Below are 26,919 nucleotides of genomic sequence, written 5' to 3'. Positions count from 1 at the left end.
CACATGCCGGTTCCCGTTCCGCCCGCCTCGCTCCCGCGCCTCGGCGCCGCGCATCCCCGGCTCCAGGCGATGATCCGGGACGCGACGTCCGGCGGAACGCCGCTGGTGCTGCTGCACATCGACATCGACCACTTCGCGTCAGTCAACCAGAACATGGGCGTGGATGTCGGCGATGCAGCGCTCGAGGCGGTGGGCCTGCGTCTGCGCGAGCGTCTGCACAAACGCGGTCGCGTCTGGCGGCACGGCAGCGACGAATTCATCGCCGCGATCCTGTTGCCCGGTGGCGATGTCCAGGCGGCGCAGGCATTGGCCGAAGAACTGATCGCAGAAGTCGAGCGTCCGCTCGAAGTGCTCCCCTACACGCTCTTCCTCGAAGCCAAGATCGGCATCAGTCTCTGCCCCGACCATGGCGACGATCCCTCGCAGTTGCTGCAACTGGCTGAGAGCGCGGTTCGGCGTGCGGCTCACGGGCCGCACGAGCCGGTGCAGTTGCACACCACCGAGGTGGCGGACAGCATGCACAGCGAGAGCGCGATCGCACGCCAGATCGTCGACGCGTTGCCCAATGGCGAGCTCCGCTTGCGTTACCAGCCCAAGATCAGCGCGCGGGACGGACGCGTGATCGGCATGGAGGCGCTCGTGCGATGGCAGTCTCCGTCGCTGGGGCTGCTGCTGCCGGAGCGCTTTCTGCCGACCGCCGAGCGTATCGGCGTCATTCTGCAGATCGGCGACTGGATGCTCGAGCGCGTGATCGCACAGGTCAAGATCTGGCGTGAACAGGGTTTCGACGACTTCTTCGTCGGCGTCAATGTCACCACCCAGCAACTGCTTCAGTTCGATTTCGTCGATCGGCTCCTCGGCCGCATGCAGAAGGCCGGCCTGCCGATGTCGTCGATCGTGCTCGAGCTCAACGAGCGCGCGCTCACGCACAACAGCACCGACGCGGTCTACCGCGCGGTATCCACACTGCGCCACGAAGGCATCTTCGTCACCCTCGACAATTTCGGTACCGGCGATGCCAGCCTTGGCGCGCTGGTGCGCTATCCGGCCGACATTCTCAAGATCGACCGCAGCTTCATCAATGCCTCGCCGGCTGGCAGTCGCGAGACCGCGATCGTGCGCGCCCTGATCGCGATGGGCCACCAGTTGGGCATGAAGGTCATCGCCAACGGTGTCGAGACCGAGGCCCAGCTCGGCTTTCTGCGACGCGCAGACTGTGACTACTTCCAGGGCTATCTGTTCGGTGAGCCGATGAGCGCCGAAGCGGCTGGTCAGGCATTGCGTCGGCGCTACCTGCGGCCCGAGCTGTTCACGGCGACCAAGTCGGACCGCACGCTGTTGCTGGTCGACGATGAGCAGAATGTCCTGCGCTCGCTGGTGCGGCTGTTCCGCCGTGACGGCTACCGCATCCTCGCCGCCGGCAATGTGCGCGATGCCTTCGGGCTGCTCGCGACCAACGAAGTGCAGGTCATCCTGTCAGACCAGCGCATGTCGGAAATGGACGGCACTGAATTTCTCGGTCGGGTGAAGATGCTGTATCCCGACACCATCCGGCTGGTGTTGTCTGGCTACACCGACCTCGCCACGGTCACCGAGGCGATCAACCGCGGCGCGATCTATCGCTTCCTGACCAAACCCTGGGACGACAACAAGCTGCGCGAACACATCCGCCAGGCATTCCAGACCTACGACAGCCAGCGCGGGCGCGAAGCGCAGCCGTGAGTCAGCCGGTCACATCGGGCTGCGGCTGCCGCACCGGCAGGATGACGCGGAACCGGCTGCCCGCCTTCGGCGCACTCTCGACTTCGATGCGCCCATGGTGCTTGGCGACAATGCCGTAGGAGATCGAAAGACCCAAGCCCGTGCCCTTGCCCACCGCCTTGGTGGTGAAGAACGGATCGAAGATCCGCTGCAGGACCTCCGGCGCGATGCCATCACCCGTATCGCCGATCTCCACCCAGACCTGCCCGGGCTCGTGACCGGTACGCACGGTGATCGTGCCCTGCTCGTCGATTGCCTGGCCTGCGTTGAGCAACAGGTTCATGAAGACCTGATTCAATTCGGACTGCAGACACTCGATCATCGGGAGCGTGCCGTAGTCCTTCTCCATCGTCGCCTTGTAGCGCAACTCGTTCCAGACGATGTTGATCGTCGAATCGAGTCCGGCGTGCAGGTCGGCGAGACGCCAGGCGTGCTCGCGGTCCGAGCGGGAGAAGTCGCGCAGATCGCGGACGATCCGGGTCACGCGCTCGATGCCCTGGCGCGATTCGGTCAGTAGTTGCGGCAGGTCGCGGCTGATGAAATCGACATCGAGCCGCTCGCGGGTGTCGTCGATCTCGGAGCGCATCGCATGCGGATCGTGTGCGCGCATCGCGCGTTCGTAGACATCGATCAGCGCGAACAGATTGCCGACGTATTCCTGCAGGCTGCCGAGATTGGAATGTACGTAGCCGATCGGGTTGTTGATCTCGTGCGCGACGCCCGCGGCCAGCTGGCCGATCGAGGCGAGCTTCTCAGATTGCAGCAACTGCTCCTGCGCGGCGTTGAAGCGGACGTTGAGTTCCTCGTGGCGCTGTTGCAGTGCATGGTCGTCGTCGCTGCGAGACGGCGTGGCGCCTTTCAGCAGCAGCAGAAACCGCGCGGTGTCGTCACCCATCCAGTGCAGATGCGCCTTCAACGGATGCCCCGGCGCAAATGCCAGCGGCTCGCACCAGCTGCCATGCAGGCGTGCGCGCTCCATTGCCTGGGGCGGCAGTACGCGATCCAGGCGCCCGGACGCCACCAGCCAGTGGGGCTGCAGGCGCAGCAGTGCCTCGGCGGCGGGGTTGGCGTAGATCAGGCGACCGTCGGCCTCGTGCAGGCTGACGCCTTCATCGAGCCTGGACAGCGCGGTGGCGGCCAACGGCGCCGGCGGTGCGGCAAGTGGGGAAAGCGAGGTCACGAAGACTGATCCTATGCGAGGACCTTGGAGTCTAAATCGTGCGGACGGCGCAGATGCGCCTCATGCAACCGCGAGATCCCGCCGACTGCTATTCACTTCGACACGCCCCAAGGCGTCGTAAGCCGGCGCGCTTTCCGTGCGCCCCATGTGGCGGAGCGCCCAGTTGACCTCTCGGCGGCGGCGCGCCAGCAGCGCGCCGTTGGCGCGGTTGAGTTCGGCAAGCTCGGACAGCGGGCCGGACAATGTGCCGTCGGAGGCGGTCTCCAACTCGCGAAGCGCGACGATCTTGTCGCGCGTGGAGCGCATCAGCGCATCCACGTCGTGACCGATCAGCGCCTCGCGCTCATCGGCAAGCGCGGTGGCAAGACGCTCCAGGCTGGCCTGCGCGTCGGACATCAGCCGGCCAGCCGGGCATCCAGATCGAGCATGCGCGAGGCGATGGCCTCGGCGTCGATCTTGTAGCTGCCGGAGGCGATCGACGCGCGCAGCGCCTCCACGCGCGCGTCGTCGAACGCCGGGCGGGCGGCGACGTCGCGCTGCACCGCCTGCAGATTGGCGGCCTCGCCGGTCAGGCGCAGGCTGTCGCCGCCGGCGGCGGCTTGGATGGCCTTGTCGCGCGGATCACCGGCGCGGGCGACCTGGGGGCTGGCGACCGGGCTGATGGCACGGGCGACCGGAGCGGAGGGTCCTTCGATCTTCTGGGTCATGTCGGGGGTCCTGACACGCGGAATTGGATGGGAGTCATGGCCGGTATCGGCCGGTGGACGCCAAGCTTTAGGGTGGATGTCATCCAGATGTCAGCGGCCAACGAGCACGTTGCCGTCCGCGTCCACCGTGCCCTGCACCACCCGGCGCGACGACAGGTTCTCGACGCTGACCCGTTCGCTGGCACCCGCATCGCCCAGCGCCTTGCCAGCCATCCGGACTTCGATGCCGGACTGGCGCGACACCAGGGCGATGGTATCGCCCCGGCGCACCAGACGGGGTGACACCAGGTCGTTGGCGGTCAGCACGCTGCCCGCCACCAGCACCCGGCGGGCACTGCGACCAACCGCCTCGGCCGGGTTGGCGATGGCCGCACCTGCGATGCGGCTGGCGTCGCGCTGCTCGGCAGTAAAGACATCGGCCGTAATCGTCTCACCTGAAGCAACGCTGCGGGACAGCACCAGTACGGTCTGGCTGCGGCGCACGCGGACGGGCACGAACAGGCGCCAGCCGGACGGACAGGACACCTCGACCGTCGCGGCTGCGGTGCGGCGCGCTTCCAATGGCTGCGCGCACTGCGGCATGCGCAGCGCCGGATCGAGGTTGGCTTCGGCATCATCGCCCTCGCCGGCGACGGACACTGCCGCGGCACGGATCGACTCGACCGGTTGGAAGGTCGATGCCGCCATCGACGCAGCCATACACATTGCCAGCAGCACCAGCAAAGCAGATCGCAGCGCGCGTGGGCGCCGAAGCGGATGAGCGCGGGACAGTGGGGGCATGGCGACTTCCGGCAACGGGATCGCTGACCGCGATGCAAATCGCGTGCCGCAAGGCCGGCGAAGCGGGCCAAACCGTGATCCGCGGTCCGGCGCCTCAAGTCCCAAGCAGGACCGCCGATACCGGCACCATGTCGCAAGATCTGCTCGACCGCATCGACCAGCGCACCCGCCTCGCCGGCCACAACCGGCTGGCGCTGCTGCTGTTCCGTCTCGGGGGACGCCAGGTTTTTGGCGTCAATGTCTTCAAGGTGCAGGAAGTACTGCGCCGGCCGCACCTGTTCCGTGTGCCGGGCCTGCCCGCGCAATTTGCCGGCGTGGCCGACGTGCGCGGACGCAGCGTGCCGGTCCTGGACCTGGGCCTTGCGATCGGTCACCCCGAGCGCAGCGAAGAGGACTTGCCTGGCTATCTGGTGGTGACGGAATTCAACCGCTCGGTCCAGGGCTTTCTGGTCAGCGAGGTCGAGCGGATCGTCAACATCGCCGTCACCGACATCCAGCCGCCCCCCGACCTCGGCGCGGATGGCAGCTATCTGACCGCGGTCACGCGTTTCCAGGGCGAACTGATCCAGGTCATCGATGTGGAAAGCGTGCTGGCCGACATCTCACAGGCGCGCATGGACGCAGAGCTGTCGCCCGAATACGCCCTGCCTGAAGGCGCGCCGCCGATGCAGGTTCTGGTGGTCGACGACTCGCGCGTAGCCCGCCAGCAGATCCGTAGCGTGCTGGACCAGTTGGGCGTCGGCGTGACCCTGCTGTCGGACGGCCGCCAGGCACTGGATCATCTGCTCCAGCTGCATGCCGCCGGCGAACCACCGTCGCAGCGTTACGCCCTGGTGGTCTCGGACATCGAGATGCCGGCGATGGACGGCTACACCCTGACGACGGAAATCCGTCGCCACCCGGGCCTCGCCGACCTCTTCGTGCTGCTGCACACCTCGTTGTCGGGCGTGTTCAACACATCGATGGTGCAGAGCGTGGGCGCGGATGCATTCGTCGCCAAGTACAGCCCGCACGATCTCGCAGACGAGGTGCTCAAGCGCCTGCATGAAGTCGCCGAAGCCGCCGGCGGGCAACTGGTCGGCTGACGCCAAGCCTGCGCGGCACCCGGTTCCGCCGTATGTGCCGGCGCGTGCTTGCGCGCGATGGGCGTTCGAGCGGGGTGCCCTCTGGCGCCGGGCGCTCTCGCCGAAAAGTGCTTCCGCGGCACCGAGCCGATGCGCCGAGGTGGCTGACGGCGCACTGACGATCGTTCCCATGCCCGTCACCCAGACCGCGGCCCAGGCGTGGAAACGCTGAAGCCGGGGGACATTCGCCGCGTAAGTCCCTCGCGCGCAAGCGCGCGCCTACGGGCGGTTCTCGCCAGTCAGGGAAGCTGTCGGCCCAGGACGGACGGCCCCGGCAGCCGTCGATCGAGAGTTGCAGCATCAAACAGGGCGACGCGCTCTCGCGCTTGAGAGCACTGCTCGCACCCGCAGCGAACGCCAAGGCCCGCCGTCAGGGCCAGCGAAGCCGCCCCGCCGCGCCCCGCCCCGCTCTGGCACGCCGCTTGCAACCTCCCCGGCACAGGTCCGCCGGAGGCGTGCGATGTCCAATCCGATTTCGTCTTATATGGGCTTCCAGCTCGATGCGCTGCCGTTGCGCGAGCAGCGCATGAAGCTCATCGCCAGCAACCTGGCGAATGCGGACACGCCCGGCTACCAGGCCCGCGACCTGGACTTCAACGCCGCCCTGGCCAACGCCGCGCGCGTGCGCGAAGCCGGCCCGGCGCCGATGCGCGAGGTCGCGTCGAACCACATTCCACTGTCCGGCGACGACGGGCTGAATCCATTCTCCGTGGCTCGTATAGCCGCGCAGGCCAGCCTCGACGGCAACAGCGTCGACCCCGACGCCGAACGTGCCGCCTACGGCCGCGCCGCGCTTGAGTACCGCGCCTCGTTGAGTTTCCTCGAGTCGAAGGTGCGCACCCTTCTGACCGCCATCACGGGACAGTAATGCCATGAGCAACCTGCCGATCTTCGATGTTGCCGGCTCTGCCCTCCAGGCACAGTCCGTGCGCCTGAGCGCGCTGGCCAGCAATCTGGCCAACGCAGATTCGGTCGCCGGCTCGCCGGACCAGGTCTACAAGCCGCTCGAACCGGTGTTCCGCGCGACGGCGCACGGCAGCGATCCGGCGCTCACCAACGTGCAGGTCGCCGGCATCGTCGAACGCGACACGCCGCCGATCCAGCGCTACGAACCCGGCCATCCCCTTGCCGACGAGCAGGGCTACGTCTACGCGCCTGACGTCGACCCGGTCTCGCAGATGGTCAACATGATTTCCGCCTCGCGCAGCTACCAGGCCGGCGTGGAAATGCTCAACACCGCCAAGGAACTGGCGGTCGCCACCCTCAGCATGGGCCGCTAGGCGCGTGAACGGTAGACATGTTCGAAGCGAGAAGTTGACTGTGCGAGATCAGATTCGCGTCGATTCGACGACCTGGGTGGTGCTGCAGGTCAAGAGTCGGCGGGGAGATGGACCACGCAGACGGCTTTGCAGCCCGGACGATGTCTACCGCCGACGCTCCCGGGTCTGCGCGCAGCCCACTCGAGCCCCGAACCGATGAGCATCCTTCGATGAGCACCATCGCCAACGACGTCTACAGCAGCCTGGGCCTGGGCGGCACGACGAAAACCGCAGCCGGCAAGAACGCCGAATCGCTGGGCCAGGCGGATTTCCTGCGCCTGATGACCGAACAACTCAAGCACCAGGATCCGCTGAAACCGATGGAGAACAGCGCGTTCCTCGGTCAGCTGGCGCAGTTCTCCACCGTGCAGGGCATCCAGAGCCTCAACGCATCGGTCGATGGCTTCGCCGGCTCGATGGCCAGCGACCAGTTGCTGCGCGGGGCGACGATGGTCGGTCGCGAAGTGCTGCTGCCCTCGGCCAAGGTGGCGTTGCCGGCCGAAGGCGGCACCAGCGGCATCGTCGCCGCGCCGGCGCCGGGCCTGGTGACCATCGAAATCACCGACGCCAATGGCCAGGCGGTGCGCCAGTTCACCGTGCCTGCCGCCGCTGCGGGTGAAGTGCCATTCGCCTGGGACGGCACCAATGCGTCAGGACAGCGTCTGCCCGAAGGCGCCTACGGCATCACCGCCAAGCACGTCACCGAAGCCGGCGCCACGACCAGCCTGAGCACCTACGTGCGTGGCAAGGTCGAAAGCGTGTCGGTGGGCAGCGACGGACTCTATCTCGACATCGAAGGCCTCGGCACCGCGCCGCTCGGCCATGTGCTGCGCGTCGGCTGACGCGTTCCTCCCTTTCCGTTTTCCCGCGCACGACCTCACGGAGTCCGCCATGAGCTTCAACACCTCGCTTTCCGGTATCAACGCGGCCAACGCCAATCTCAACGTCACCGCGAACAACATCGCCAACGTCAATACGACCGGCTTCAAGGAGTCGCGCGCCGAGTTCGCCGACTTGTTCTCCAACAGCGCTTACGGCCTGTCGCGCAATGCGATCGGCTCGGGCGTGAAGCTGAGCAACGTCGCCCAACAGTTCTCGCAGGGCAACATCGATCCCACCGGGCGCAGCCTGGACATGGCGATCGACGGCGAGGGCTTCTTCACCCTCAGCAAGAATGGCGCCCGCACCTTCAGCCGCGCCGGCAACTTCCAGACCGATGCCCAGGGCTTCGTCGGCACGCCAGACGGCGCGCGCCTGCAGGTCTATCCGCCGCGCACCAATGCGGAAGGCTTCGATGTCGGCCGCGTGACCGACCTGCAGCTGCTGACCACCGACAGCCCGCCACAGCCGAGCAGCCGGGTCAACCTGATGTTCACCCTGCCGGGCAATGCGTCGCCGCCGACGATGGCGACCTTCGATCCGACCGAACCCAACAGCTACAGCCATTCCACCGGCGGCATCACGGTGTTCGATTCGCTCGGCGTGGGTCACGTGCAGACCTCCTACCTGGTCAAGACGGCGAATCCGAACGAGTGGCAGGCACACAGCTATGTCGACGGTGAAAGCGTCGGCGCACCCGTGACGCTGCAGTTCTCCGACAGCGGCGCCCTGCTCTCGCCGACCGACGGCCGCATCGCGCTGGACCCGTTCACCCCGTCCAATGGCGCAGGCGTGCTGGAACTGGATCTCGATCTCAGTGGATCCACCCAGTACGGCGAGCGCTTCCAGCTGCGTGACACCCGCCAGGACGGCTACGCAGCCGGCAAGCTCAACGAGGTCAGCATCTCAGCCGAGGGCGTGGTGTTCGCGCGTTATTCCAACGGCGCCGACCAGCCGCTGGGGCAGATCGCACTGACCACGTTCGTCAATCCGCAGGGCCTCCAGCCGCAGGGCAACAACATGTGGGCCGAGACTTACGGCTCGGGCGCAGGCCGTACCGGTGCGCCGGACAGCTCGGACTTCGGCCAGGTCCAGGCCGGCGCGCTGGAATCGTCGACGGTCGACCTCACCGAGCAGCTGGTCAACATGATCGTCGCGCAGCGCAACTTCCAGGCCAACGCGCAGATGATCTCGACCCAGGACCAGGTCACGCAGACGGTCATCAACATTCGTTGATGAGGTCATGACCGGACATGCGTCCGTTAAAAGCGGTGAATCGTGATGGGTGACTGGACAACGCGGCCACTGCATGGTGGCTGCCGTCCGGTATCCGTCCGGCTGCCCGCCATGCCGCTCTCACGAATCACCCCTCACGAATCACGAATTCCGGCCCCCCAATGGACAAAGCCCTCTACGTCGCGATGACCGGCGCCCGCGCCACGCTGCAGGCGCAAGGCACGGTGTCGCACAACCTCGCCAACGCCGACACCGCGGGCTTCAAGGCGGCACTGGCCAACACCCAGGCCCACCGGGTGCCGGGCGGCACCCATGCATCGCGTATCGACGCGATGCACGTCGACCAGGGATTCAATAGCCGCATGGGTGCCCAGCGCGTCACCGGTAATCCGCTCGATGTCTCGCTGCGGCCCGATCGCTGGCTGGCGGTGCAATCGCCGGATGGCGGTGAGGCCTATACCCGCGCCGGAAACCTGTCACTGACGCCGAACGGCCAGCTGGTCACCGGCGGCGGACATCCATTGGTCGACGACAACGGCATGCCGTTCGCGCTGCCACCGCATCAGGCCCTGGACATCGGCCATGACGGTACGGTGTCGATCATCCCGCTGGGCGAAGGCCCGCAGACGATGGCCGTGCTCGGCCGGCTGCGCGTGGTCGACGCCACACCCGACCGGCTGGCGCGGGGCCTCGATGGCCTGATGCGCAATACCGATCCGCAGCGTCCGCTGGCCCAGGCACCCGGTGAAGTCATGACCACCGGCGCGCTGGAAACCAGCAATGTCGACGCGGCCGGCGCACTCGTGCAGATGATCCAGCTGCAGCGCCAGTTCGAGATGCAGGTCAAGCTGATCCAGCGTGGCGACGATAACGCCCAGGCCGCCAACAGCCTGCTGCGTCTGGGCGGCTGATCCCGCCTCGTTGACGGAAGACGGTAAACCGGCGCCGCGCCGTCCACCAACCCCACTACGCCCCGTCATGCCCGCGAAGGCGGGAGATGCTTTTCAACAGCCGAATGGCGGGTCGTCCATGGACGTTGCGTGTCTCTCCAGCAGAGATGCAAAGGCGAAGTCCTTCGATTCTTGCTGTTTCGGGAGTGACGCGTCGGACGGATGAGACGGTTCCACGGAGCCGTCGTGCAGCCCAGCAGGCCGCTTCTGGCACGCCGATTGCATCACCCCTGCCGACGGCGCAGCTTGCGCCCGGACCGAGGACCAACCGATGAACCAGGCTCTGTGGGTGGCGAAGACCGGACTCGATGCGCAGCAGACGCGCATGGCGGTCGTGTCCAATAACCTCGCCAACACCAATACCACCGGTTTCAAGCGCGACCGGGCCAATTTCGAAGACCTGCTGTACCAGCAGGTGCGTCAGCCGGGTGGTGCAAGTTCCGCGCAGACCCAACTGCCGACCGGTCTGCAACTGGGCACCGGCGTGCGCGTGGTCTCGACGTCGAAGGATTTCCAGCAAGGCAACCCGCAGCAGACCGGCCGCTCTCTCGACGTCATGGTCAACGGCCGCGGCTTCTTCGAAGTGCTGATGCCCGACGGCACGCCGGCCTACACCCGCGACGGCAGCTTCCAGATCAACGCCCAGGGCGAACTGGTCACCAGCAGCGGCTTTCCCGTGCAGCCTGGCATCCAGGTGCCCGAAGGCGCGCAGTCGATGACCATCGGCAAGGACGGCACGATCAGCGTGCAGATGGCGGGTGAAGGCCAGGGCCTGGAAATCGGCTCGCTCACCGTCACCGACTTCATCAATCCCGCGGGCCTGCAGGCGCGCGGCGAGAACCTGTACATCGAGACCACGGCGTCGGGTCCGGCGCAGAACGGCACGCCCGGTCTCAACGGCCTGGGCATGATCGAGCAAGGTGCGCTGGAAGGCAGCAACGTCAACGTGGTCGAAGAACTGGTCAGCATGATCGAGACCCAGCGCGCCTACGAGATGAACGCCAAGGCGATCTCGACCACCGACTCGATGCTCGGCTACCTCAACAACAACGTCTGAGCCTCGCGATGATCCTTGCCCACTCCGTCCGCCGCGTCGCCGTGCTGATCCTGCCCGCCCTGCTGGCAGGCTGCGTTGTCGCCGGCGACGTGCGTCCCTACCCGCCGATGGCGCCGATCCAGCCGGTCATCGCCGCGCCCGCCTACGCATCGCCCGGTGCGATCTATCAGGCCGGCGGCGGCAGCGGCCTGTCGCTGTTCGCCGACAAGCGCGCGCGCGACGTCGGCGACCTGCTGACGATCCAGCTGATCGAGAACACCACCGCGCAGACCAACGCCAGCACCCAGGTCGGCAAGGAAAGCAGTCTCGACATCGCGGCGCCGAGCATCTTCGGTGCACCGGTCACGCTCAATGGCCGCGATGTGCTCAGCGCATCGGCCAGCGGAACCCGCGATTTCGATGCCAGCGGCCGTAGCGCCCAGAGCAACCGGCTGCAGGGCAACGTGACCGTGACCGTCGTCCAGCGCCTGCCCAACGGCAACCTGGTCATCGAAGGCAGCAAGAACATTCGCCTCAACCAGGGCAATGAGCTGGTGCAGGTGCAAGGCATCGTGCGCCCGGCCGACATCGGCCCGGACAACAGTGTGCTGTCGAGCCGCGTGGGCGATGCGCGCATCGTCTACGGCGGCCGTGGCGCGATCGCGCAATCCAACGCGATGGGCTGGCTTGGCCGGTTCTTCCATTCGCGCCTTTATCCCTACTGAGTTCCCACCGGGCCACCGCCATGTTGCGTACCACCCTGCTCCGCCTGATGCCGCTCGCCCTGCTGGCCTTCGCTACGCTGGCCGTGCCCGTGCACGCGCAGGAGCGCATCAAGGATCTCGCCACCGTCGGCGGCGTGCGCGGCAACGCGCTGGTCGGCTATGGATTGGTGGTCGGCCTGGACGGCAGCGGCGACCGCACCAGCCAATCGCCCTTTACCGTGCAGAGCCTGCGCAACATGCTCAACGAGCTGGGCGTCACCGTACCGGCCAACGTCAATCCGCAGCTCAAGAATGTGGCGGCCGTGGCGATCCACGCCGAGCTGCCGCCCTTCGCCAAGCCCGGGCAGACGATCGACATCACCGTGTCATCGATCGCCAATGCGGTGTCGCTGCGCGGCGGCACGTTGCTGATGGCGCCGCTCAAGGGCGCCGACGGCCAGGTCTACGCGATCGGCCAGGGCAGCCTGGTGGTCGGCGGATTCGGCGCGCAGGGCAAGGACGGCTCACGCGTGTCGGTGAACGTGCCGAGCGTCGGTCGCATTCCCAACGGCGCGATGGTCGAACGCGCGGTCGACGGCGGTTTCGGCGATGGCGGCGAGCTGACGCTCAACCTCAACCGCGGTGACTTCAGCACGATCTCCAACATGGTGGCCGCGCTCGACGCGCGCTTCGGTCCCGGCACCGCACGTGCGGTCGACGGCGTGACCGTGGCGGTGCGCGCGCCGTTCGATCCCGGCGCGCGCATCGGCTTCCTTGCACAGGTTGAGAATGTGCAGCTTTCGCCCGGCGCCGCGCCGGCCAAGGTCATCATCAATTCGCGCACCGGCACGGTGGTGATGGGCGCGCTGGTCAAGGTGATGCCCGCGGCCATCGCGCACGGCTCGCTCAGCGTGACGATCACCGAAAGTCTGGACGTCAGCCAGCCCGAGTCCTTCGGTCGCGGCAATACCGTGATCACTCCACGGTCGGACGTTTCGGTGAACCAGGATGGCAGCCGCATGTTCAAGTTCGCCGGCGGCACCTCGCTGGACGAAATCGTGCGCGCGGTGAACGCCGTCGGCGCAGCGCCTGGCGATCTGATCGCGATCCTCGAAGCGCTCAAGCAGGCCGGTGCGCTGCGCGCGGAGCTCGAGGTGATCTGACATGCGCATCGCGTCCACGCCCATCGAACTCAATCCCGCTCAACGCCCCGATGCCACGCGCATCGACAAGGCCGCGCGCGAGTTCGAAGGCGTGTTCGCGCAGATGCTGATCAAGAGCATGCGCGACGCCAGCATGGGCGATTCGCTGTTTCCTGGCGAAAACCAGCTCTATCGCGATCTCTACGACCAGCGGCTCGCCAAGTCGATGACCGAAGGCAATGGTCTCGGTCTGGCCAAGGTGATCGCGCGCCAGCTCGGTGGCGGCGATGCCGATGCGCCAGCGCTGGATACGCGCCTCGCCGGCGATCCTGCCGCGAAGGCGCTCGCCCTGCAGGGCCATGCCCGCATCGGCGCCCTGCCCGAGGCGCTCGGTGCACAGACGCTGGATCTCATCGCGGGGCGCCCGATCGGCAGTGCCAGTGCGTCCTCATCCGAAACGCAGTCGCCGATGGACGGGTTCATCGACCAGTTGATGGCACGTACGCGCCCGGTCGTCGATGCCGTCACCGACGCAGCCAGCCGGGTCGGCGCCGTCGTCACTCAGGTCCCGGCCGCGCTGGAGCAAGCGTCGCGCGCTGCGGCCGAATCTTTCGCACCACGCTCGCCCGAGCGCTTCGTGGCCTCGATCTGGTCGCATGCCCAGCAGGCCGCGCGCGAGCTCGGGGTCGATGCACGCGCCCTGGTTGCGCAGGCTGCGCTGGAGACCGGCTGGGGCCGGCGCACGATCCAGCGCGGCGACGGCGGCACCGCGCACAACCTGTTCGGCATCAAGGCGACCGGCTGGAAGGGCGACCGCGCCGCGGCGACCACACACGAATACAGCAACGGCGTGCGCCATACCGAGCGCGCCGAGTTCCGCGCGTATGACTCGCCGGCAGAGAGCTTCGCCGACTACGTACGCCTGCTGAAGCAGAATCCGCGCTACCGCCAGGCACTGGAATCGGGCGGCGACGTGCGCCGCTTCGCCAGCGCGTTGCAACAGGCCGGCTACGCCACCGACCCGCGCTACGCCGACAAACTCAGTGCGATCGCCAACGGCCCCACGCTCGACCGCGCGCTGTCGACGATCTCGCAGTTCGCGCGCGCATCGACCGGCGCGGTGCAGGCGTCGAACGCCTCGCCGCCCGCCAGCGCCCTCAACCCTGTCGCCGAGGCCGCCGAACGCGCGGCCCAGGCCCTCCTGCGTCGCTGAGTCCGCCCATGGCCAACATCCTCTCCACCGGCACCAGCGCCCTGCTCGCTTTCCAACGGGCGCTGTCGACGGTCAGCCACAACGTCGCCAACATCAACACCCCCGGCTACAGCCGGCAGCAGGTGGATTTCGAGGCGCGATCGCCGCAATTCATCGGCACCGGCTATGTCGGCCGTGGCACGCAGATTAGCGATGTGCGCCGGGTGGCGGACGATCTCGCCAATTCGCGCCTGATCGACAGCGGTGGTGAGCTCGCCCGGCTGGAACAACTGGCGTCGTTGTCCGGCCGCGTCGACAGCCTGATGTCCGAATCGACGACAGGCGTGGCCGGACTGTGGTCGAACTTCTTCGATTCGGTCAGCGCACTGTCGTCCAGTGCCTCGGCGCCCGCGGAACGCCAGAACATGCTCGGCCAGGCCAATGCGCTGACGACGCGTTTCCAGCAGTTGCAGGGGCAATTCGACCGCCTGTCGACGGAAGTCGACAGCGGACTCGCCGCCAGCGCCGGCGAGGTCAACCGGCTGACCAGCGAGATTGCACAACTCAACGGCCGCATCGGCAGTGCGCAGACCGCATCGCCCGACCTGCTCGATCGCCGCGACCAGATGATCCGCGATCTCGTCTCACTGACGGGCGGCACCGCCGTACAGCAGGACGGCGGCGCGATGAACGTGTTCTCGGCCGGCGGCCAGGCGCTGGTGGTCGGCGTGCAGGCCTCGAAGCTGACCACGGTCGCCGATCCGTATCGCCCGGAGCGCCAGCAGCTTGCGCTGGAAACCCAGGGCCAGACCATTCGTCTCGACGAACGCGTGATGGGCGGCAAAATCGGTGGTCTGCTTGAATTCCGCTCGCAGGTGCTCGACCCCACGCAGGCCGAACTGGGGCGCATCGCGCTTGCGTTCGGAACCACCTTCAATGCAGGCCATGCGGCGGGTGTCGATCAGTACGGCGATATGGGCGGTGCGTTCTTCAACGTGCCCGCGCCGGCCGTCAGTGGCCACTCGGCCAATGGCGGGACTGCGCGCCTGAGCGCCAGCGTCGGTGATCTCTCTGCCGTTGACGGCCGCAACCTGGTGCTGCAGTTCCAGGGCGGCGCGTGGACTGCAACGGATGCGCTGACCGGCGCCAGTGTCGCGATGACCGGTTCCGGCGCGGCCGGCGATCCCTTGCAGGTGGGCGGCATCACACTCGCACTCGATGGCGCCGCGCAGGACGGCGACCGGTTCCTGCTGCAGCCGACCGCGCAGGCGGCCCGCGGCCTGTCGGTGGCGATCACCGATCCGGGTCGCATCGCCGCGGCGTCGCCGGTGCAGGTGCAAGGCGCGCTGGGCAATCTCGGCACCGCAAAGCCCGGGACGGTGCGCATCGGCGATCCATCCGATCCGGCGCTGCGGACGCCGTCCAGCGTCGAGTTCCTCGACGCCAACCAGTACATGATCGATGGCGACGGGCCCTTCGCCTATACGCCCGGCGACACGATCACCGCCAACGGCTGGTCGTTCGTGCTCGACGGCATTCCGGCAGCCGGCGACACCTTCACCATGGCGCCCACGGCGCCGGGGTCCAGCAACAACGGCAATGCGGCACTGCTGGCCGGCTTCGATGACGCCAAGGCGCTCAACGGCGCCTCGTTGAGCCTCAACGGCGCAATCTCGGGCCTGACCACCGCGGTCGGCTCCGCCGCGCGCCATGCGGGTTATGCCGCCGAAGCGCAGGCCACGTTGCACGAGCAGGCGTATGCCGCGCGCGAGAGCATCTCAGGCGTCAACCTCGATGAAGAGGCCGCCAACATGCTCCGCCTGCAACAGGCTTACCAGGCCGCCGCGCAGATCATCTCCACCGCCGACACCCTGTTCCAGTCCCTGCTTGGAGCCGTCCGCCGATGACCCGTATCTCCACCGGGATGCTGTACCAGCAGTCGCTCACGAACCTGCAGTCCAAGCAAGCGTCCCTGGCGCGCATCCAGAACGAACTGACCACCGGCAAGAAGCTGCTGACCGCGAAGGACGATCCGGTCGGTGCCGGCGCGGCGGTCGCACTCGATCGTTCGAACGCCGAGCTCGAGCGCTTCGGCAAGAATGCCGATGCGGTCGGCCATCGGCTCGGCATGCAGGAAGCGGCACTCACGCAGGCCGGGAATGTCATGGGCCGCATCAGCGAACTGACCGTGCGGGCCAACAGCGCGTCGCTGTCGGACGAGGACCGCAAGGCGATTGCCACCGAAGTCACCAGTCTGCGCGCCAGTCTGCTCGATATCGCCAACAGTCCGGATGGCGCCGGGCGCTATCTGTTTGGCGGCACCCAGGACGGCTCGCCGCCGTTTGCCAAGGTCGGTGGCGGTGTCGCCTACGCCGGCGACCAGACGCGTCGCCAGGTCGAGATCGCGCCGCAGATGTTCGTCGACGACACCATGCCAGGCAGCGAGGTCTTCCTGCGCGTACGCACCGGCGACGGCCGCATTGATGTCGGCGCCGATGCCGCGAACACCGGCACCGGCCAGGTCGGCAGTTTCGGGCTGACCGACTCGGGGCAATGGGACGGTGGCAGCTATCGCATCACGTTTGGCGAAGACGGTGCCTACGATGTCAGCAATGCGGCCGGCGATGTCATCGCCAGCGGCGTGCATGCAACCGGCGAGGCGATCACGGTCGCCGGCGCGCGCGTGGTCGTCGGCGGCGCGCCGGCCGATGGCGATGCGTTCTCGCTCGGGCCTGCCGGCACGCGCGATGTATTCGCCACGATCGACAACCTGCTTGGCGCGTTGACGATGGCGCCGACCACGGATGCGCAACGCGCCGCGCAGCAGAATGCCTTGCAGGGGTCGATGCGCGACATCGCCACTGCGACGGACCACATCATCGACGTCCGCGCGAACGGCGGCGCGCAGCTCGCGGCAATCGACAACGCCGCATCGCTGCGCGATGCGCACACATTGACCATCGAAACCACGCTGTCGGGCCTGCGCGATCTCGATTACGCCGAGGCGATCAGCCGCTTCAATCTCGAGAAGGTCGCGCTTGAAGCCGCCCAGCTGAGTTTCGTGCAGATACAGCGCTCTTCGCTGTTCGATCTGCTGCGCTGAAATCACAAGCCTGATCTTCCGACAGGAGCGCGCTTGCGCGCGAAACGCCTCCCCGGGAGAGCGTCATCGCGCGCAAGCGCGTTCCTACAGCGTCAATCGCGGGTCTGTCGCCCATCACCGCGTGGACGCAACGTCCGCGCCCGCGGCCTCTATTGCCACGTCTGTGCGCGCGCCATCATTCGTGGCCCTCGGTCTGCACGCCTTCCTATGCGCGTCATTCCTGCGCAGGCACACATCCCGCGTCACAGAGCTCGAAACAGTGAAGTCACTGCATGAGCGGAGATTCCGCGGTTGAAAAGTACGCTCAGCCCGAACAGCCCTTCGGTTGTGAGTGCCGCAGGGATGAAGGCGCCCATTCGAACCGTCCTCGTATCGGATCCACTCGAACTCGGCGGGCCATTGCGTCGTCCGGCGCCTCGCCCTCCGCGGCCCGGCACGTCCCGCCTGCAGCCTCCGCACCCAAGCTCAATCTCCCGGGCGACCAGCCGTTAATGGGAACGGCCCGGAAGCGGGCTGCGAATCGCCGGCAAAACAGCATTAAAGCTTGACGACGAGACGCCGTTATTGGTTACAGCAGAGGACAGGGCCGACACACCGGCAACCCCCTGCGGAGCCACCGGCCAGGCCCTGTTCCCGTGCCGGATTCCCCAATACCAGGAGACCTGCATCATGTCCGTCATCAACACCAACACCATCTCGCTCAACGCCCAGCGCAACTTGGCCACCAACTCGGCCAGCCTGTCGACCTCCATCCAGCGCCTGTCGTCGGGCCAGCGCATCAACAGCGCCAAGGACGACGCCGCCGGCCTCGCGATCTCCGAGCGTTTCACCACCCAGATCCGCGGCATGAACCAGGCTGCGCGCAACGCGAACGACGGCATCTCGCTGGCGCAGACCGCCGAAGGCGCGCTGGGCGAGATCAGCAACAACCTGCAGCGCATCCGTGAGCTGGCCGTGCAGTCGCGCAACGCCACCAACTCCGACACCGACCGCGCCGCGCTGAACGCCGAAGTCACGCAGCTCAAGGCCGAAATCGGCCGCGTCTCCGAGCAGACCTCGTTCAACGACAAGAAGCTGCTCGACGGCTCGTTCACCGCCCAGGCCTTCCAGGTCGGTGCGAACCAGGGCCAGACCATCGAGATCGCTTCGATCGCCAATGCCAGCACCGATCAGCTGGGCAGCTGGACGTCGCCGAGCACCACCACCTACGAGCAGACCACCGCCGCCGCCACCGCCACCGCGGCCGCCACTGGCGTGTCGATGGACATCAATGGCGTCACCGTGGCCACGGCCGACGGCGCTGCCGACGCTGCTGCAGCGGCAACGGCTCTGGTCGCCGCGTTCGACGCCGCAAAGGCCGCGCCGGGCGGTGCCGCGCTGGCCAACGTCACGATGGCAGCGGACGGCTCGATCACCTCGACCGACCAGAACCTGACCATTGCGAATCTCACCAACGTCAGCGGCGTGACCGCAGGCACGACGGCCGGTACGGCGACCGTGACCGCCGGCACCGCCTCGACCGGTTTCGCGGACGAAACGGTCCTCACCGCCGACGCGGCCGACCGCATGATCCTGGCCATGGACGGTGCGCTGGAAGCCGTCAACACCTCGCGCGCCGATCTCGGTGCGGTCCAGAACCGCTTCAGCTCGGTCGTCGCCAACCTGCAGACCTCTTCGGAGAATCTGTCGGCCTCGCGCAGCCGCATCATGGATACCGACTTCGCCAAGGAAACGGCCGAACTGTCGCGCACCCAGGTGCTGCAGCAGGCCGGTACGGCGATGTTGGCCCAGGCCAACCAGCTGCCGCAGAACGTGCTCAGCCTGCTGCGCTGAGTTCGACGTGACCGCAGGAGGCCGGCGACGGTCTCTTGCGTGCTCGAAGACCTCCGGTTCCGGCCGGGGGTCTTTTTTTTGAGCGCCGGCGGCGATGCAGATGCGCACGCAACGACGCCTCCGTACCGGTGTCCCAACCAGGCGGTCAGACCGTCGCGGGTACGGCGCTTGTGGAAGCGCGCCCGCGCGCGATGTGGTCGCGACGCCGAAATGCCTCGCGCGCAAGCGCGCTCCCACACAAGCAGAACGTCTGCGCCGCAAGCCCTGCCCAGGCACGCATCTTGCATTCCTCAAGAAGCGCGGCATCGGGCCGTTACCACAGTAAGCCGCCTGGTGCGGCGCGTCCGGGACACGCCCGGCCAGGAGACAGAGCATGGCGGATTACTCATTCGGTTACGGCGGCATCGGTTCCGGACTCGATATCAGCGGGATCGTCAACCAGTTGGTCGCGGCCGACCGCGCGCCGCAGAACGCCCGGCTCAATACGCTCGAATCGGCGACCAAGTTCAAGCTCTCCGGCATCGGCACCGTGAAGTCCGCGTTCGACGCGCTGAAGACCTCGCTCGATGGCCTGCAGAAGGTCGACGCGCTCGGCGCCCGCACCGTCAGCTCGACGATGCTGTCATTGGCATCTGGCGCCACGACCAATGCGACAACCGATGCGGTGCTCACGCCGACCGCGGGTCGCAACACGCCCGTCGGCAGTTACCAGGTCGAGGTGCAGTCGCTGGCCACCGCGCACAAGCTGCTGGGTGCGGGCACAGACATCGAAACCAAATTCGGCGCGGGCACCCTGCGCGTGGCGATCGGCGAAAACGCCGTCGACGTCGCGATCAAGGAGAACGCGACGCTGGCGGACGTGCGCAGCGCGATCAACGATGCCGCCGGCAAATACGGCGTGCAGGCCGCACTCCTGACGTCCGACCAGGGCCATCACCTGTCGCTGGGCAGCGCCAAGACCGGCGCAGCGAATGCGATCTCGATCGAGGTGGTCGGCGGCGGCGACGGTTTGCAGGCACTGGTCTCAGGTCTGGCCGAGCAGGCACCGGCGGCCGACGCGCGGGTGTCGATCGACGGTCTCGTCACCACCTCCGCCAGCAACACGATCACCGATGCAGTTCCGGGCATGAGCCTGGTCATCAAGCAGCCGGGCACCAGCCGCGTCGACGTCAGTGCCGATCCGGCCGGCAGCCGCGCGGCGGTCGACGGCTTCGTCAAGGCCTACAACGCTGCGCTCAAGGCGATCGGCACTGCGACCACCTACAACGCCGAAACCAAGACGCCGTCGTCGCTGACCGGTGACGCGCAGATGCGCGGCGCCGCGTCGCAGCTGCGCAACGTCATGAACGACCTGCTCGGCAGCCTCGCCGAGCAGGGCCTGGACGCGAAGGCTCTCGGCCTGCAAACGCAGGGCTATCCGAATCCCGATGGCACTCTCGTGCTGGACGCGACCAAGTTCAACGCCGCAATGGCCGCCAATTCTGCCCAGGTCATCGCCGCGTTCACCGGCGAAAGCGGTCTGGCCGCGAAACTCAACGAAGTCGTCAAGGGCTACGTCGGTACCGAGGGCGCGTTCACGCTCCGCGACAAAGGCCTCAACAACCAGCTCAAGGACGTGACGCGGCAGCGCGAGGCGCTGGACGTCCGGATGGAAGCGGCCGCGAAACGCTATCAGACCCAGTTCGTCGCGCTCGACTCCCTGATGGCGCAAATGACCAGCACCAGCAGCGCGCTGAGCCAACAACTCGCCACCCTGTCGGCACAGACGAAGTAAGCGAAAAGGACTTGACCGATGATGCAGCGCCACTACGCCCAGCAATACCGCCAGAGCCAACTCGAGGGCGCCGTGATGGACGCCGACCCGCACAAGCTGGTCGCACTGTTGCTGGCTGGAGCCTGCGAGCGCGTCCGCCTGGCGGAGGCCTGCATGGAACGCGGCGACCCCGCACGCAAGGGCAAGGCGATTGGTGAGGCCTGCGCGATCGTGGGCCATCTCAGCGGTTCGCTCGATCATGAGGCCGGCGGCGAGATCGCCGCCAACCTCTCCTCGCTCTACGACTACGTGCTGCGCCGGTTGACCGAGGCCAACCTCAATAACGACCCGGACGCGCTGCGCGAATGCCTGGAGTTGCTAGGTGAAATCGATGCGGCCTGGACCGCGATCCGACCGGGCGCCGCGGCCGTCGGCAGCGCCGGAGCACACGCGTGAACCCGATGCGCCAGCAGACCCTGTACGACCAGCTCGACGCGCTCGGCGTCGCGGTCGATGCAGGCGAGGTGGAAATCGCGGCGCAATGCATGACCGATTACGACGCGGCGCTGCACCGCTATATCCAGACCACCGCACCGGACACGCCACTGGGCGTGCTGCAGGAACTGCTTGCGATCCAGAACGGGCTGCTGCAGCGCATGCGTGAGCGCAAAGCACAGATCGGCGCGACGATGCTCCAGGCGCACCGTCAGGACAGCGCCTCGCGCGCCTATGCCGCAGTCGAGGTCGCACCGTGAACGAACTCGACGCCCCACTCGAGACGCCCGCCGATCAGAGACTCTTCGGTGAACACCTCGACTGCACGCTGCAGCTGCCGGTCACGGTCACCGTGTCCTCCGGCCCCGGTCGCCAGTCGCAGGCGATCACCCTGCTGCACGGACTCTCCCAGATTGAAGACCTGCGCAAGGAAGACGGTGGCGAAGAACACGGCGACCTCCCGCTGCTGGCGCAGCGTATGGACGCCAAGCTCGACCTGATCCTGGCCCTCGTCGGCCGCCTGGCGATGCACGCCGACGGCCTGCCCGAGCGCCCGCTGCGCTGGTCCAGCCTGGGCCTGCGCGTGGATCTGGAGACCGCCGACGGACTGGTCCCGGACACCGCCGTCCTCGTACGCCTGCAGCCAGCGGAATGGCTGCCGGACCATCTCGAACTGCCTGCGCGCGTGGTTGCCCGCGAGGCGCTCGACACCGGTGTACGCGTCTGGCTCGCATTTGCAGACCTGCTGCCGGGCCTGGTCGAAGCGCTCGACCGGCATCTGTTCCGTCTCCACCGCCGCCAGGTCGCCGAACAGCGCCGCCGGTAAGGCCGCGCGGTCTGGCGTATCCTGCGGACTCCGGGGTGGCCCGGCGGTAGGGGAGCAACCGGCTGGTGCGAGTACTGATCGTCGACGACCACACCCTCGTGCGCGCGGGCCTGGCCCGTCTGCTGCAGGGGTTCGGCGGGGTCGATGTCTGCGCCGAAGCCAGCCGCGCCGACGAGGCGCTGGATCTGGCCCTGATCCACCGCCCCGATGTGGTCCTGATGGATTTGTCCCTGCCCGGCCGCAGTGGCATCGAGGCGATGGGTGCGATCCATGCCGAACTGCCGACCACCCGCGTGCTGATCATGTCGATGCACGACGACGCCCAGCATGTGCGTAGCGCACTGGAGCGTGGCGCGGCCGGTTTTGTGGTCAAGGACGCTGCCCCGCTCGAACTCGAACTGGCCCTGCGCACCGCGGTCGCCGGCGAGGTGTTTCTCAGTCCGCGCCTGTCCTCGCGGATGATGGCGCCCCTGCTCGGCCGGCCGAAGGCGGCGGGCGTCGATTCGCTGTCCAACCGCCAGCGGCAGATCCTCGACATGATCGGCAGCGGCCTGAGCAGCAAGGAAATCGCGGGCGAGCTGAACATCAGCGTCAAGACCGTCGAAACCCACCGCGCCCGCATGATGGAAGCGCTGGGCTGTCGCCGCGCGAACGAGCTGGTGCTGCTGGCCGCACGCCGCAGCCGCGACACCGACTGATCGCCTGTCCGGTCGCGGGCCTGCGCCCCGACGGAAATCCGACGCCGCGCCGACCACCCCGCTGTCGGGGAAACCCCGACACGCGTGGGGCGAACCCCGCCCGCTGTCGGAAACGCCCCGATACCGGAACCGTCGCGACGGCTTCACGATGCTTTCACGGGCGCGGGGAGCGCCGCGACGGGAATCCGGCGACGATGAAAGCGAGTGCCACGACCACGATGCAGTTGGGCCAGGGGCTGCACATGACGCCCCAGCTGCTGCAGTCGATCCGCCTGCTGCAGCTCGATGGCCTGCAGCTCGATCTCGAGATCCGCCGCGTGCTTGAGCAGAACCCGCTGCTCGAGCTCGACGAGGAGCCCGTTGCAAATCCGGTGCCGGAACGCAGCGAAGTGGCGAGCGAAGTCGCGGCCTTCGACGAACTCCCGGAATCCTCGATGTGGGATGTGCGCGGCGCAGGCTGGAGTGGCGACGACGAGGACGGCCTGCAGCGCATCGCCGCTGGCGAATCGAGCGATCCGCACCTGCGCATCCTGCAGCGCCTGGCGTCGGAACTTGACGCCGACGATCTCGTGATCGCCGCGTTCTGGCTTGAGCATTGCGACGACGCCGGTTATCTCGCTGCACCACACTGCGATCTGCTGCGCGACGCCGCCGAGCGCTTCGAGCGCGCCCCGACCCACATCGAAGTCGTGCGCCAGCAACTGCTGGCCGGCGATCCGGCCGGCGTCGCCGCGCGTGACCTGCGCGAATGCCTGCTGGCCCAGCTGGCCGCGCTTCCCGGCCGCGTTGCCGGACGCGCCCTCGCCCGTCGCCTGATCGACACCGCGCTCGACCTGCTGGCCGGTCACGACATCACGGCACTGGCGCAGCATCTGCAGCGCGACGAAGCCGACGTGCACGAGGCCGTGCGCGTGGTGCTGTCGCTGGATCCGCGGCCCGCGCAGGCCGGTGCCCCGGTCGAAGCCACAGCCGTGGTGCCCGATGTTGTCGTCTGGCACGCCGATGCCGGCTGGCGCGTCGCCCTGAACCCCGCCGCCGCGCCGCGCGTGTCCATCAACGCCGGTTACGAACGTGCACTGGCCAACGGCGAAGGCAGCGTGCCGATGCGCGACATGCTGCAGGAGGCCCGCTGGTTCACCCGCGGGCTGTCGATGCGCTACGACACGTTGCTGCGCACCGCGCGCGTGATCGTCGAGCGCCAGGCCGCGTTTCTGGAACGCGGCGAGGAATCCATGGCACCGCTGACGCTCAAGGACGTGGCCGATGCGATCGGCATGCACGAATCCACCGTCTCGCGCATCACCACTGGAAAGTTCCTGCAGACGCCGCGCGGCACGATCGAGATGAAGCGGTTCTTCGCGGTGCGCCTCGACGGTGCCAACGTCTCCGGGGCTGCAGTCAAGGCGATGGTACGTCGCCTCATCGACGCCGAACCGGCGCAGCGCCCGCTCGCCGACGAAGCCATTGCTGCGCTGCTGGCGCGTCAGGGCGTGCATATCGCGCGCCGCACCGTCGCCAAATACCGCGAACAGCTGGACATCGCCCCGGCGCGGACGCGACGTCGCGGTACGCGCCCCACCCTGCTCGCCCGTGCGAGCTGAGGACATCGGAATGCAGATCATCCAGGTACTCCTCGTCGACGACCACGAAGGCTTCATCAACGCGGCGCAACGACACTTCCGCAAGTTCGACTGGCTGAAAGTCGTCGGCACGGCCGCCAACGGCCTCGAGGCGATCGCCCAGTCCGAGGCATTGCGCCCGGACGTGGTGCTGATGGACCTGGCGATGCCGGAGATGGGCGGCCTGCAGGCCACGCGCCTGATCAAGGCTCAGGACGCGCCACCCTACGTGGTGATCGCCAGCCATTTCGACGATGCCGAGCACCGCGAGCACGCCACGCGCGCCGGCGCCGACAACTTCGTCAGCAAACTGTCCTATATCCAGGACGTCATGCAGATCCTGGAGTCCCTGCATGCGGCCGGTCCGCATGATGGAGCCGTGTCATGAGCGAACCCCGCATCCTGGTCATCGACAGCAACGGCGAGCGCGCCGAGCGCCTGTGCACGCTGCTGGAATTCATGGACCTGCGTCCGCGCTGGGTGTCCGAGCCGGGCGAAGTCTCGGCCGCGCACAACCGCCCCAGCGACTGGATGGCGGTGCTGGTCGGCAGCCTCGACGACGCGGTCGCCGCGCGCAGTTTCTTCACCTGGCTGGGCCAGGCCGGCATTGCACCGCCGGTGATGCTGCTCGACGACGAGCCGTCCGTCTTTGCCGCTGCACACGCCCTGCACGAGGCGGGTGTCTGGGCGCTGGAATCGCCGCTGCGGCACGCACAGCTGGAGAATCTGCTGCGCATGGCCAGCCTCAAGCGCATCGATGCCGACACGCAGGCCACGGCCGACCAGGGTGGCGGACCCACCGGCACCAGCGAATCCGTGCAGACGCTGCGCCGGATGATCGACCAGGTCGCCCCGTTCGACACCACCGTGCTGGTGCTGGGCGAATCGGGCACCGGCAAGGAAGTCGCTGCGCGTGCGATCCACCAGCGCTCTGGCCGTCGGGATGGGCCGTTCGTGGCGATCAACTGCGGCGCGATCCCGGCAGAGCTGCTGGAAAGCGAACTGTTCGGCCACGAAAAAGGCGCGTTCACCGGTGCGCTGTCGGCGCGCAAGGGCCGCTTCGAGATGGCAGATGGCGGCACCCTGCTGCTCGACGAGATCGGCGACATGAGCCTGCCGATGCAGGTCAAGCTGCTGCGCGTGCTGCAGGAACGCTGCTTCGAGCGTGTCGGCGGCAACCAGAGCATCAAGTGCGACGTCCGCGTGATCGCCGCGACCCATCGCGACCTGGAAGCACGTATCGGCGACGGCCAGTTCCGCGAGGACCTGTTCTACCGACTCAACGTGTTTCCGATCGAAATGCCTTCGCTGCGTGAGCGACGCGACGATCTGGCCGAGCTGGTGCGCACCCTCGCCGGCCAGCTGGCCCGCAACGGCCGTGGCGAGATCCGCTTCGCTGCCGACACCCTCGATGCGCTGGCCGGCTACGCCTGGCCGGGTAACGTGCGTGAACTGAGCAATCTCGTCGAACGTCTGGCCGTGCTGAATCCGGGCGGTCTGGTGCGGGTGCAGGATCTGCCGCTGCGCTACCGCGAACATCTGTTCGACGTGGCGCCGTTGGCGATCGCCACGCCGGCCCCCACCACGCCTGCGGCGACCGTGCCGATGCCTGCGGCGGCTGCAGACATCACGCTGGCCGCAGGGGTCGAGGACGAGTCCGCGCACCTGCCTGAAGACGGCATGGACCTGCGCGACCACATGGCCCGCATTGAACTGGGCCTGATCCGCGAAGCGCTGGACCGCAGCGACGGCGTGGTCGCCCACGCCGCGCAGCTGCTCGGACTGCGCCGCACCACCCTGGCGGAGAAGCTGCGCAAGTACGGCATCGAGCGCGATCTGGCGGCCTGAAGAATTCTCCGAGACGGTGGGAGCGACGTCTGGTGAGGTGGGCGGCTCCTGTGGTATTCACCGGCGCCTGTAGGAGCGCGCTTGCGCGCGATCGGCTGTATCGGGAATGCGCCCTCGCGCGCAAGCGCGCTCCCACCACGTCCGCCAGCCCCCACGCATCAGAACCTCATCCCTGCCTGCACGGGCTTGCCGACTCCGAGGAGTGCGGTGGGCCGAACAGAGTTGCCCCCGTCACAGCCCGCCGCCGGATTTCCGACATCCCACCCCGCCGCTCCGGCACGCGCCTTGCATGAGACGGGACAGCTTCCTCCTCGATCGTTCCCATGACGCATTCGGTCAACTCGATCCTCACGCAGATCCGCAGCTACCAGGGCCAGGTGGGCCAGGCGCGGCAGATGACCGCGGCCGATGTCCCACGCAGTGACGCGATCGCGGTCCAGGGAGGAATCGGTGGATTGCAGGGTGTTGGCGGCACGACTGGTGTCGCGGCGCCGAGTTTCGGAGCCACGCTGCGCAATGCGATCGAGGGTGTCAATGGCGCCCAGCAGCGCTCAGGCGAACTGGTCCGTGCGTTCGAACTCGGCGAGCCCGGCGCGGATCTCGCAAAGGTGATGGTCGCGGCCCAGCAGTCGCAGGTCGCGTTCCGGGCCACGGTAGAAGTGCGCAATCGACTGGTACAGGCGTACCAGGACGTCATGAACATGCCGCTGTGACGCGGCCCGGCCAGGAATAAC

Annotated in this window: 27 protein-coding genes; 23 read left to right on the top strand and 4 right to left on the bottom strand. The window is 67.5% G+C overall.

Annotated elements, in window-relative coordinates:
• Nucleotides 1-3 precede the first annotated feature (3 nt).
• A complete protein-coding gene (locus tag ACZ9YD_RS07020; RefSeq protein WP_465074402.1) occupies nt 4-1,722 on the top strand; it encodes an EAL domain-containing protein in 1,719 nt (572 codons plus the stop codon).
• Nucleotide 1,723: 1 nt separating this feature from the next.
• Here the strand turns inward: ACZ9YD_RS07020 and ACZ9YD_RS07015 are convergent, their stop codons facing one another.
• From ACZ9YD_RS07015 to flgA, 4 genes are all read right to left on the bottom strand, one after another.
• Nucleotides 1,724-2,941, bottom strand: a complete 1,218-nt coding sequence (locus ACZ9YD_RS07015; RefSeq protein ID WP_465074401.1) for an ATP-binding protein — start codon at nt 2,939-2,941, stop codon at nt 1,724-1,726.
• Between the two features lie 60 nt (nt 2,942-3,001).
• Nucleotides 3,002-3,337 carry a flagellar protein FlgN gene (locus ACZ9YD_RS07010; protein ID WP_465074400.1) on the bottom strand — a complete coding sequence of 112 codons (336 nt, stop codon included), beginning with the start codon at nt 3,335-3,337 and terminating at the stop codon, nt 3,002-3,004.
• Nucleotides 3,337-3,648, bottom strand: a complete 312-nt coding sequence (flgM, locus tag ACZ9YD_RS07005; protein ID WP_465074399.1) for a flagellar biosynthesis anti-sigma factor FlgM — start codon at nt 3,646-3,648, stop codon at nt 3,337-3,339. Before flgM ends, ACZ9YD_RS07010 begins: the two co-directional genes overlap by 1 nt.
• Nucleotides 3,649-3,738: 90 nt before the next feature.
• Nucleotides 3,739-4,335 (bottom strand): flagellar basal body P-ring formation chaperone FlgA, encoded by a 597-nt coding sequence (flgA, locus tag ACZ9YD_RS07000; RefSeq protein ID WP_465074398.1) that lies wholly within the window; start codon nt 4,333-4,335, stop codon nt 3,739-3,741.
• 221 nt (nt 4,336-4,556) lie between these two features.
• Here flgA and ACZ9YD_RS06995 point away from each other — a divergent pair, with 221 nt between their 5' ends.
• The 22 genes from ACZ9YD_RS06995 to fliE all read left to right on the top strand — a co-directional run bounded on the left by ACZ9YD_RS06995 (nt 4,557) and on the right by fliE (nt 26,898).
• A complete protein-coding gene (locus ACZ9YD_RS06995) occupies nt 4,557-5,513 on the top strand; it encodes a chemotaxis protein (protein WP_465074702.1) in 957 nt (318 codons plus the stop codon).
• Between the two features lie 499 nt (nt 5,514-6,012).
• Nucleotides 6,013-6,420: a flagellar basal body rod protein FlgB gene (gene flgB / locus ACZ9YD_RS06990; protein ID WP_465074397.1), complete on the top strand. Its 408-nt coding sequence runs from the start codon at nt 6,013-6,015 to the stop codon at nt 6,418-6,420.
• 4 nt (nt 6,421-6,424) lie between these two features.
• On the top strand, nt 6,425-6,832 hold the full coding sequence (flgC, locus tag ACZ9YD_RS06985; protein ID WP_465074396.1) for a flagellar basal body rod protein FlgC: 408 nt from the start codon (nt 6,425-6,427) through the stop codon (nt 6,830-6,832).
• A gap of 209 nt (nt 6,833-7,041) precedes the next feature.
• Nucleotides 7,042-7,713, top strand: a complete 672-nt coding sequence (locus ACZ9YD_RS06980) for a flagellar hook capping FlgD N-terminal domain-containing protein (protein WP_465074395.1) — start codon at nt 7,042-7,044, stop codon at nt 7,711-7,713.
• Nucleotides 7,714-7,762: 49 nt separating this feature from the next.
• Nucleotides 7,763-8,986, top strand: coding sequence for a flagellar hook protein FlgE (flgE, locus tag ACZ9YD_RS06975; RefSeq protein WP_465074394.1), 1,224 nt, complete (start codon nt 7,763-7,765; stop codon nt 8,984-8,986).
• A gap of 161 nt (nt 8,987-9,147) precedes the next feature.
• Nucleotides 9,148-9,897: a flagellar basal body rod protein FlgF gene (locus tag ACZ9YD_RS06970; protein ID WP_465074393.1), complete on the top strand. Its 750-nt coding sequence runs from the start codon at nt 9,148-9,150 to the stop codon at nt 9,895-9,897.
• Nucleotides 9,898-10,207: 310 nt separating this feature from the next.
• Complete coding sequence (gene flgG, locus ACZ9YD_RS06965) at nt 10,208-10,993, top strand: flagellar basal-body rod protein FlgG (RefSeq protein ID WP_465074392.1); 786 nt, start codon at nt 10,208-10,210, stop codon at nt 10,991-10,993.
• 8 nt (nt 10,994-11,001) lie between these two features.
• Nucleotides 11,002-11,697, top strand: coding sequence for a flagellar basal body L-ring protein FlgH (flgH, locus tag ACZ9YD_RS06960; RefSeq protein WP_465074391.1), 696 nt, complete (start codon nt 11,002-11,004; stop codon nt 11,695-11,697).
• A 47-nt stretch (nt 11,698-11,744) separates the two neighbouring features.
• Entirely contained in the window at nt 11,745-12,839 is a 1,095-nt protein-coding gene (locus ACZ9YD_RS06955) for a flagellar basal body P-ring protein FlgI (RefSeq protein ID WP_465074700.1), read from the top strand.
• A 1-nt stretch (nt 12,840) separates the two neighbouring features.
• Nucleotides 12,841-14,031, top strand: a complete 1,191-nt coding sequence (flgJ, locus tag ACZ9YD_RS06950; RefSeq protein WP_465074390.1) for a flagellar assembly peptidoglycan hydrolase FlgJ — start codon at nt 12,841-12,843, stop codon at nt 14,029-14,031.
• 8 nt (nt 14,032-14,039) lie between these two features.
• On the top strand, nt 14,040-15,917 hold the full coding sequence (gene flgK, locus ACZ9YD_RS06945) for a flagellar hook-associated protein FlgK (RefSeq protein WP_465074389.1): 1,878 nt from the start codon (nt 14,040-14,042) through the stop codon (nt 15,915-15,917).
• On the top strand, nt 15,914-17,113 hold the full coding sequence (flgL, locus tag ACZ9YD_RS06940; RefSeq protein ID WP_465074388.1) for a flagellar hook-associated protein FlgL: 1,200 nt from the start codon (nt 15,914-15,916) through the stop codon (nt 17,111-17,113). Before flgK ends, flgL begins: the two co-directional genes overlap by 4 nt.
• Nucleotides 17,114-17,779: 666 nt before the next feature.
• Nucleotides 17,780-18,946, top strand: coding sequence for a flagellin (locus ACZ9YD_RS06935; protein WP_465074699.1), 1,167 nt, complete (start codon nt 17,780-17,782; stop codon nt 18,944-18,946).
• Between the two features lie 373 nt (nt 18,947-19,319).
• The gene (gene fliD / locus ACZ9YD_RS06930) at nt 19,320-20,720 is read left to right on the top strand and encodes a flagellar filament capping protein FliD (RefSeq protein ID WP_465074387.1); all 1,401 of its coding nucleotides are present in this window, start codon (nt 19,320-19,322) and stop codon (nt 20,718-20,720) included.
• Between the two features lie 18 nt (nt 20,721-20,738).
• Nucleotides 20,739-21,155 (top strand): flagellar export chaperone FliS, encoded by a 417-nt coding sequence (fliS, locus tag ACZ9YD_RS06925; protein WP_465074386.1) that lies wholly within the window; start codon nt 20,739-20,741, stop codon nt 21,153-21,155.
• Complete coding sequence (locus tag ACZ9YD_RS06920) at nt 21,152-21,454, top strand: hypothetical protein (RefSeq protein WP_465074385.1); 303 nt, start codon at nt 21,152-21,154, stop codon at nt 21,452-21,454. The genes fliS and ACZ9YD_RS06920 overlap by 4 nt, the downstream gene beginning before the upstream one ends.
• Nucleotides 21,451-22,020 (top strand): PilZ domain-containing protein, encoded by a 570-nt coding sequence (locus ACZ9YD_RS06915; protein WP_465074384.1) that lies wholly within the window; start codon nt 21,451-21,453, stop codon nt 22,018-22,020. The genes ACZ9YD_RS06920 and ACZ9YD_RS06915 overlap by 4 nt, the downstream gene beginning before the upstream one ends.
• A 65-nt stretch (nt 22,021-22,085) precedes the next feature.
• Complete coding sequence (locus ACZ9YD_RS06910; RefSeq protein ID WP_465074383.1) at nt 22,086-22,718, top strand: response regulator; 633 nt, start codon at nt 22,086-22,088, stop codon at nt 22,716-22,718.
• A gap of 194 nt (nt 22,719-22,912) precedes the next feature.
• Nucleotides 22,913-24,319, top strand: a complete 1,407-nt coding sequence (gene rpoN / locus ACZ9YD_RS06905; RefSeq protein WP_465074381.1) for an RNA polymerase factor sigma-54 — start codon at nt 22,913-22,915, stop codon at nt 24,317-24,319.
• Between the two features lie 10 nt (nt 24,320-24,329).
• A complete protein-coding gene (locus ACZ9YD_RS06900) occupies nt 24,330-24,725 on the top strand; it encodes a response regulator (RefSeq protein ID WP_465074380.1) in 396 nt (131 codons plus the stop codon).
• Nucleotides 24,722-26,185 carry a sigma-54 dependent transcriptional regulator gene (locus ACZ9YD_RS06895; protein ID WP_465074378.1) on the top strand — a complete coding sequence of 488 codons (1,464 nt, stop codon included), beginning with the start codon at nt 24,722-24,724 and terminating at the stop codon, nt 26,183-26,185. Before ACZ9YD_RS06900 ends, ACZ9YD_RS06895 begins: the two co-directional genes overlap by 4 nt.
• A gap of 323 nt (nt 26,186-26,508) precedes the next feature.
• Nucleotides 26,509-26,898 carry a flagellar hook-basal body complex protein FliE gene (gene fliE / locus ACZ9YD_RS06890; RefSeq protein ID WP_465074376.1) on the top strand — a complete coding sequence of 130 codons (390 nt, stop codon included), beginning with the start codon at nt 26,509-26,511 and terminating at the stop codon, nt 26,896-26,898.
• Nucleotides 26,899-26,919 lie beyond the last annotated feature (21 nt).

This window comes from Luteimonas sp. AC640a (assembly GCF_979256585.1).
This window is presented reverse-complemented; position numbering and strand designations above follow the sequence as displayed.

Bases quoted from the DNA above. Each gene is read 5' to 3' on its own strand.
- ACZ9YD_RS07020 (WP_465074402.1), top strand. From the start codon at position 4: ATGCCGGTTCCCGTTCCGCCCGCCTCGCTCCCGCGCCTCGGCGCCGCG.
- ACZ9YD_RS07010 (WP_465074400.1), bottom strand. From the start codon at position 3,337: ATGTCCGACGCGCAGGCCAGCCTGGAGCGTCTTGCCACCGCGCTTGCC.
- flgM (WP_465074399.1), bottom strand. From the start codon at position 3,648: ATGACCCAGAAGATCGAAGGACCCTCCGCTCCGGTCGCCCGTGCCATC.
- flgA (WP_465074398.1), bottom strand. From the start codon at position 4,335: ATGGCGGCATCGACCTTCCAACCGGTCGAGTCGATCCGTGCCGCGGCA.
- ACZ9YD_RS06995 (WP_465074702.1), top strand. From the start codon at position 4,557: ATGTCGCAAGATCTGCTCGACCGCATCGACCAGCGCACCCGCCTCGCC.
- flgB (WP_465074397.1), top strand. From the start codon at position 6,013: ATGTCCAATCCGATTTCGTCTTATATGGGCTTCCAGCTCGATGCGCTG.
- flgC (WP_465074396.1), top strand. From the start codon at position 6,425: ATGAGCAACCTGCCGATCTTCGATGTTGCCGGCTCTGCCCTCCAGGCA.
- ACZ9YD_RS06980 (WP_465074395.1), top strand. From the start codon at position 7,042: ATGAGCACCATCGCCAACGACGTCTACAGCAGCCTGGGCCTGGGCGGC.
- flgE (WP_465074394.1), top strand. From the start codon at position 7,763: ATGAGCTTCAACACCTCGCTTTCCGGTATCAACGCGGCCAACGCCAAT.
- ACZ9YD_RS06970 (WP_465074393.1), top strand. From the start codon at position 9,148: ATGGACAAAGCCCTCTACGTCGCGATGACCGGCGCCCGCGCCACGCTG.
- flgG (WP_465074392.1), top strand. From the start codon at position 10,208: ATGAACCAGGCTCTGTGGGTGGCGAAGACCGGACTCGATGCGCAGCAG.
- flgH (WP_465074391.1), top strand. From the start codon at position 11,002: ATGATCCTTGCCCACTCCGTCCGCCGCGTCGCCGTGCTGATCCTGCCC.
- ACZ9YD_RS06955 (WP_465074700.1), top strand. From the start codon at position 11,745: ATGCCGCTCGCCCTGCTGGCCTTCGCTACGCTGGCCGTGCCCGTGCAC.
- flgJ (WP_465074390.1), top strand. From the start codon at position 12,841: ATGCGCATCGCGTCCACGCCCATCGAACTCAATCCCGCTCAACGCCCC.
- flgK (WP_465074389.1), top strand. From the start codon at position 14,040: ATGGCCAACATCCTCTCCACCGGCACCAGCGCCCTGCTCGCTTTCCAA.
- flgL (WP_465074388.1), top strand. From the start codon at position 15,914: ATGACCCGTATCTCCACCGGGATGCTGTACCAGCAGTCGCTCACGAAC.
- fliD (WP_465074387.1), top strand. From the start codon at position 19,320: ATGGCGGATTACTCATTCGGTTACGGCGGCATCGGTTCCGGACTCGAT.
- fliS (WP_465074386.1), top strand. From the start codon at position 20,739: ATGATGCAGCGCCACTACGCCCAGCAATACCGCCAGAGCCAACTCGAG.
- rpoN (WP_465074381.1), top strand. From the start codon at position 22,913: ATGAAAGCGAGTGCCACGACCACGATGCAGTTGGGCCAGGGGCTGCAC.
- ACZ9YD_RS06900 (WP_465074380.1), top strand. From the start codon at position 24,330: ATGCAGATCATCCAGGTACTCCTCGTCGACGACCACGAAGGCTTCATC.
- ACZ9YD_RS06895 (WP_465074378.1), top strand. From the start codon at position 24,722: ATGAGCGAACCCCGCATCCTGGTCATCGACAGCAACGGCGAGCGCGCC.
- fliE (WP_465074376.1), top strand. From the start codon at position 26,509: ATGACGCATTCGGTCAACTCGATCCTCACGCAGATCCGCAGCTACCAG.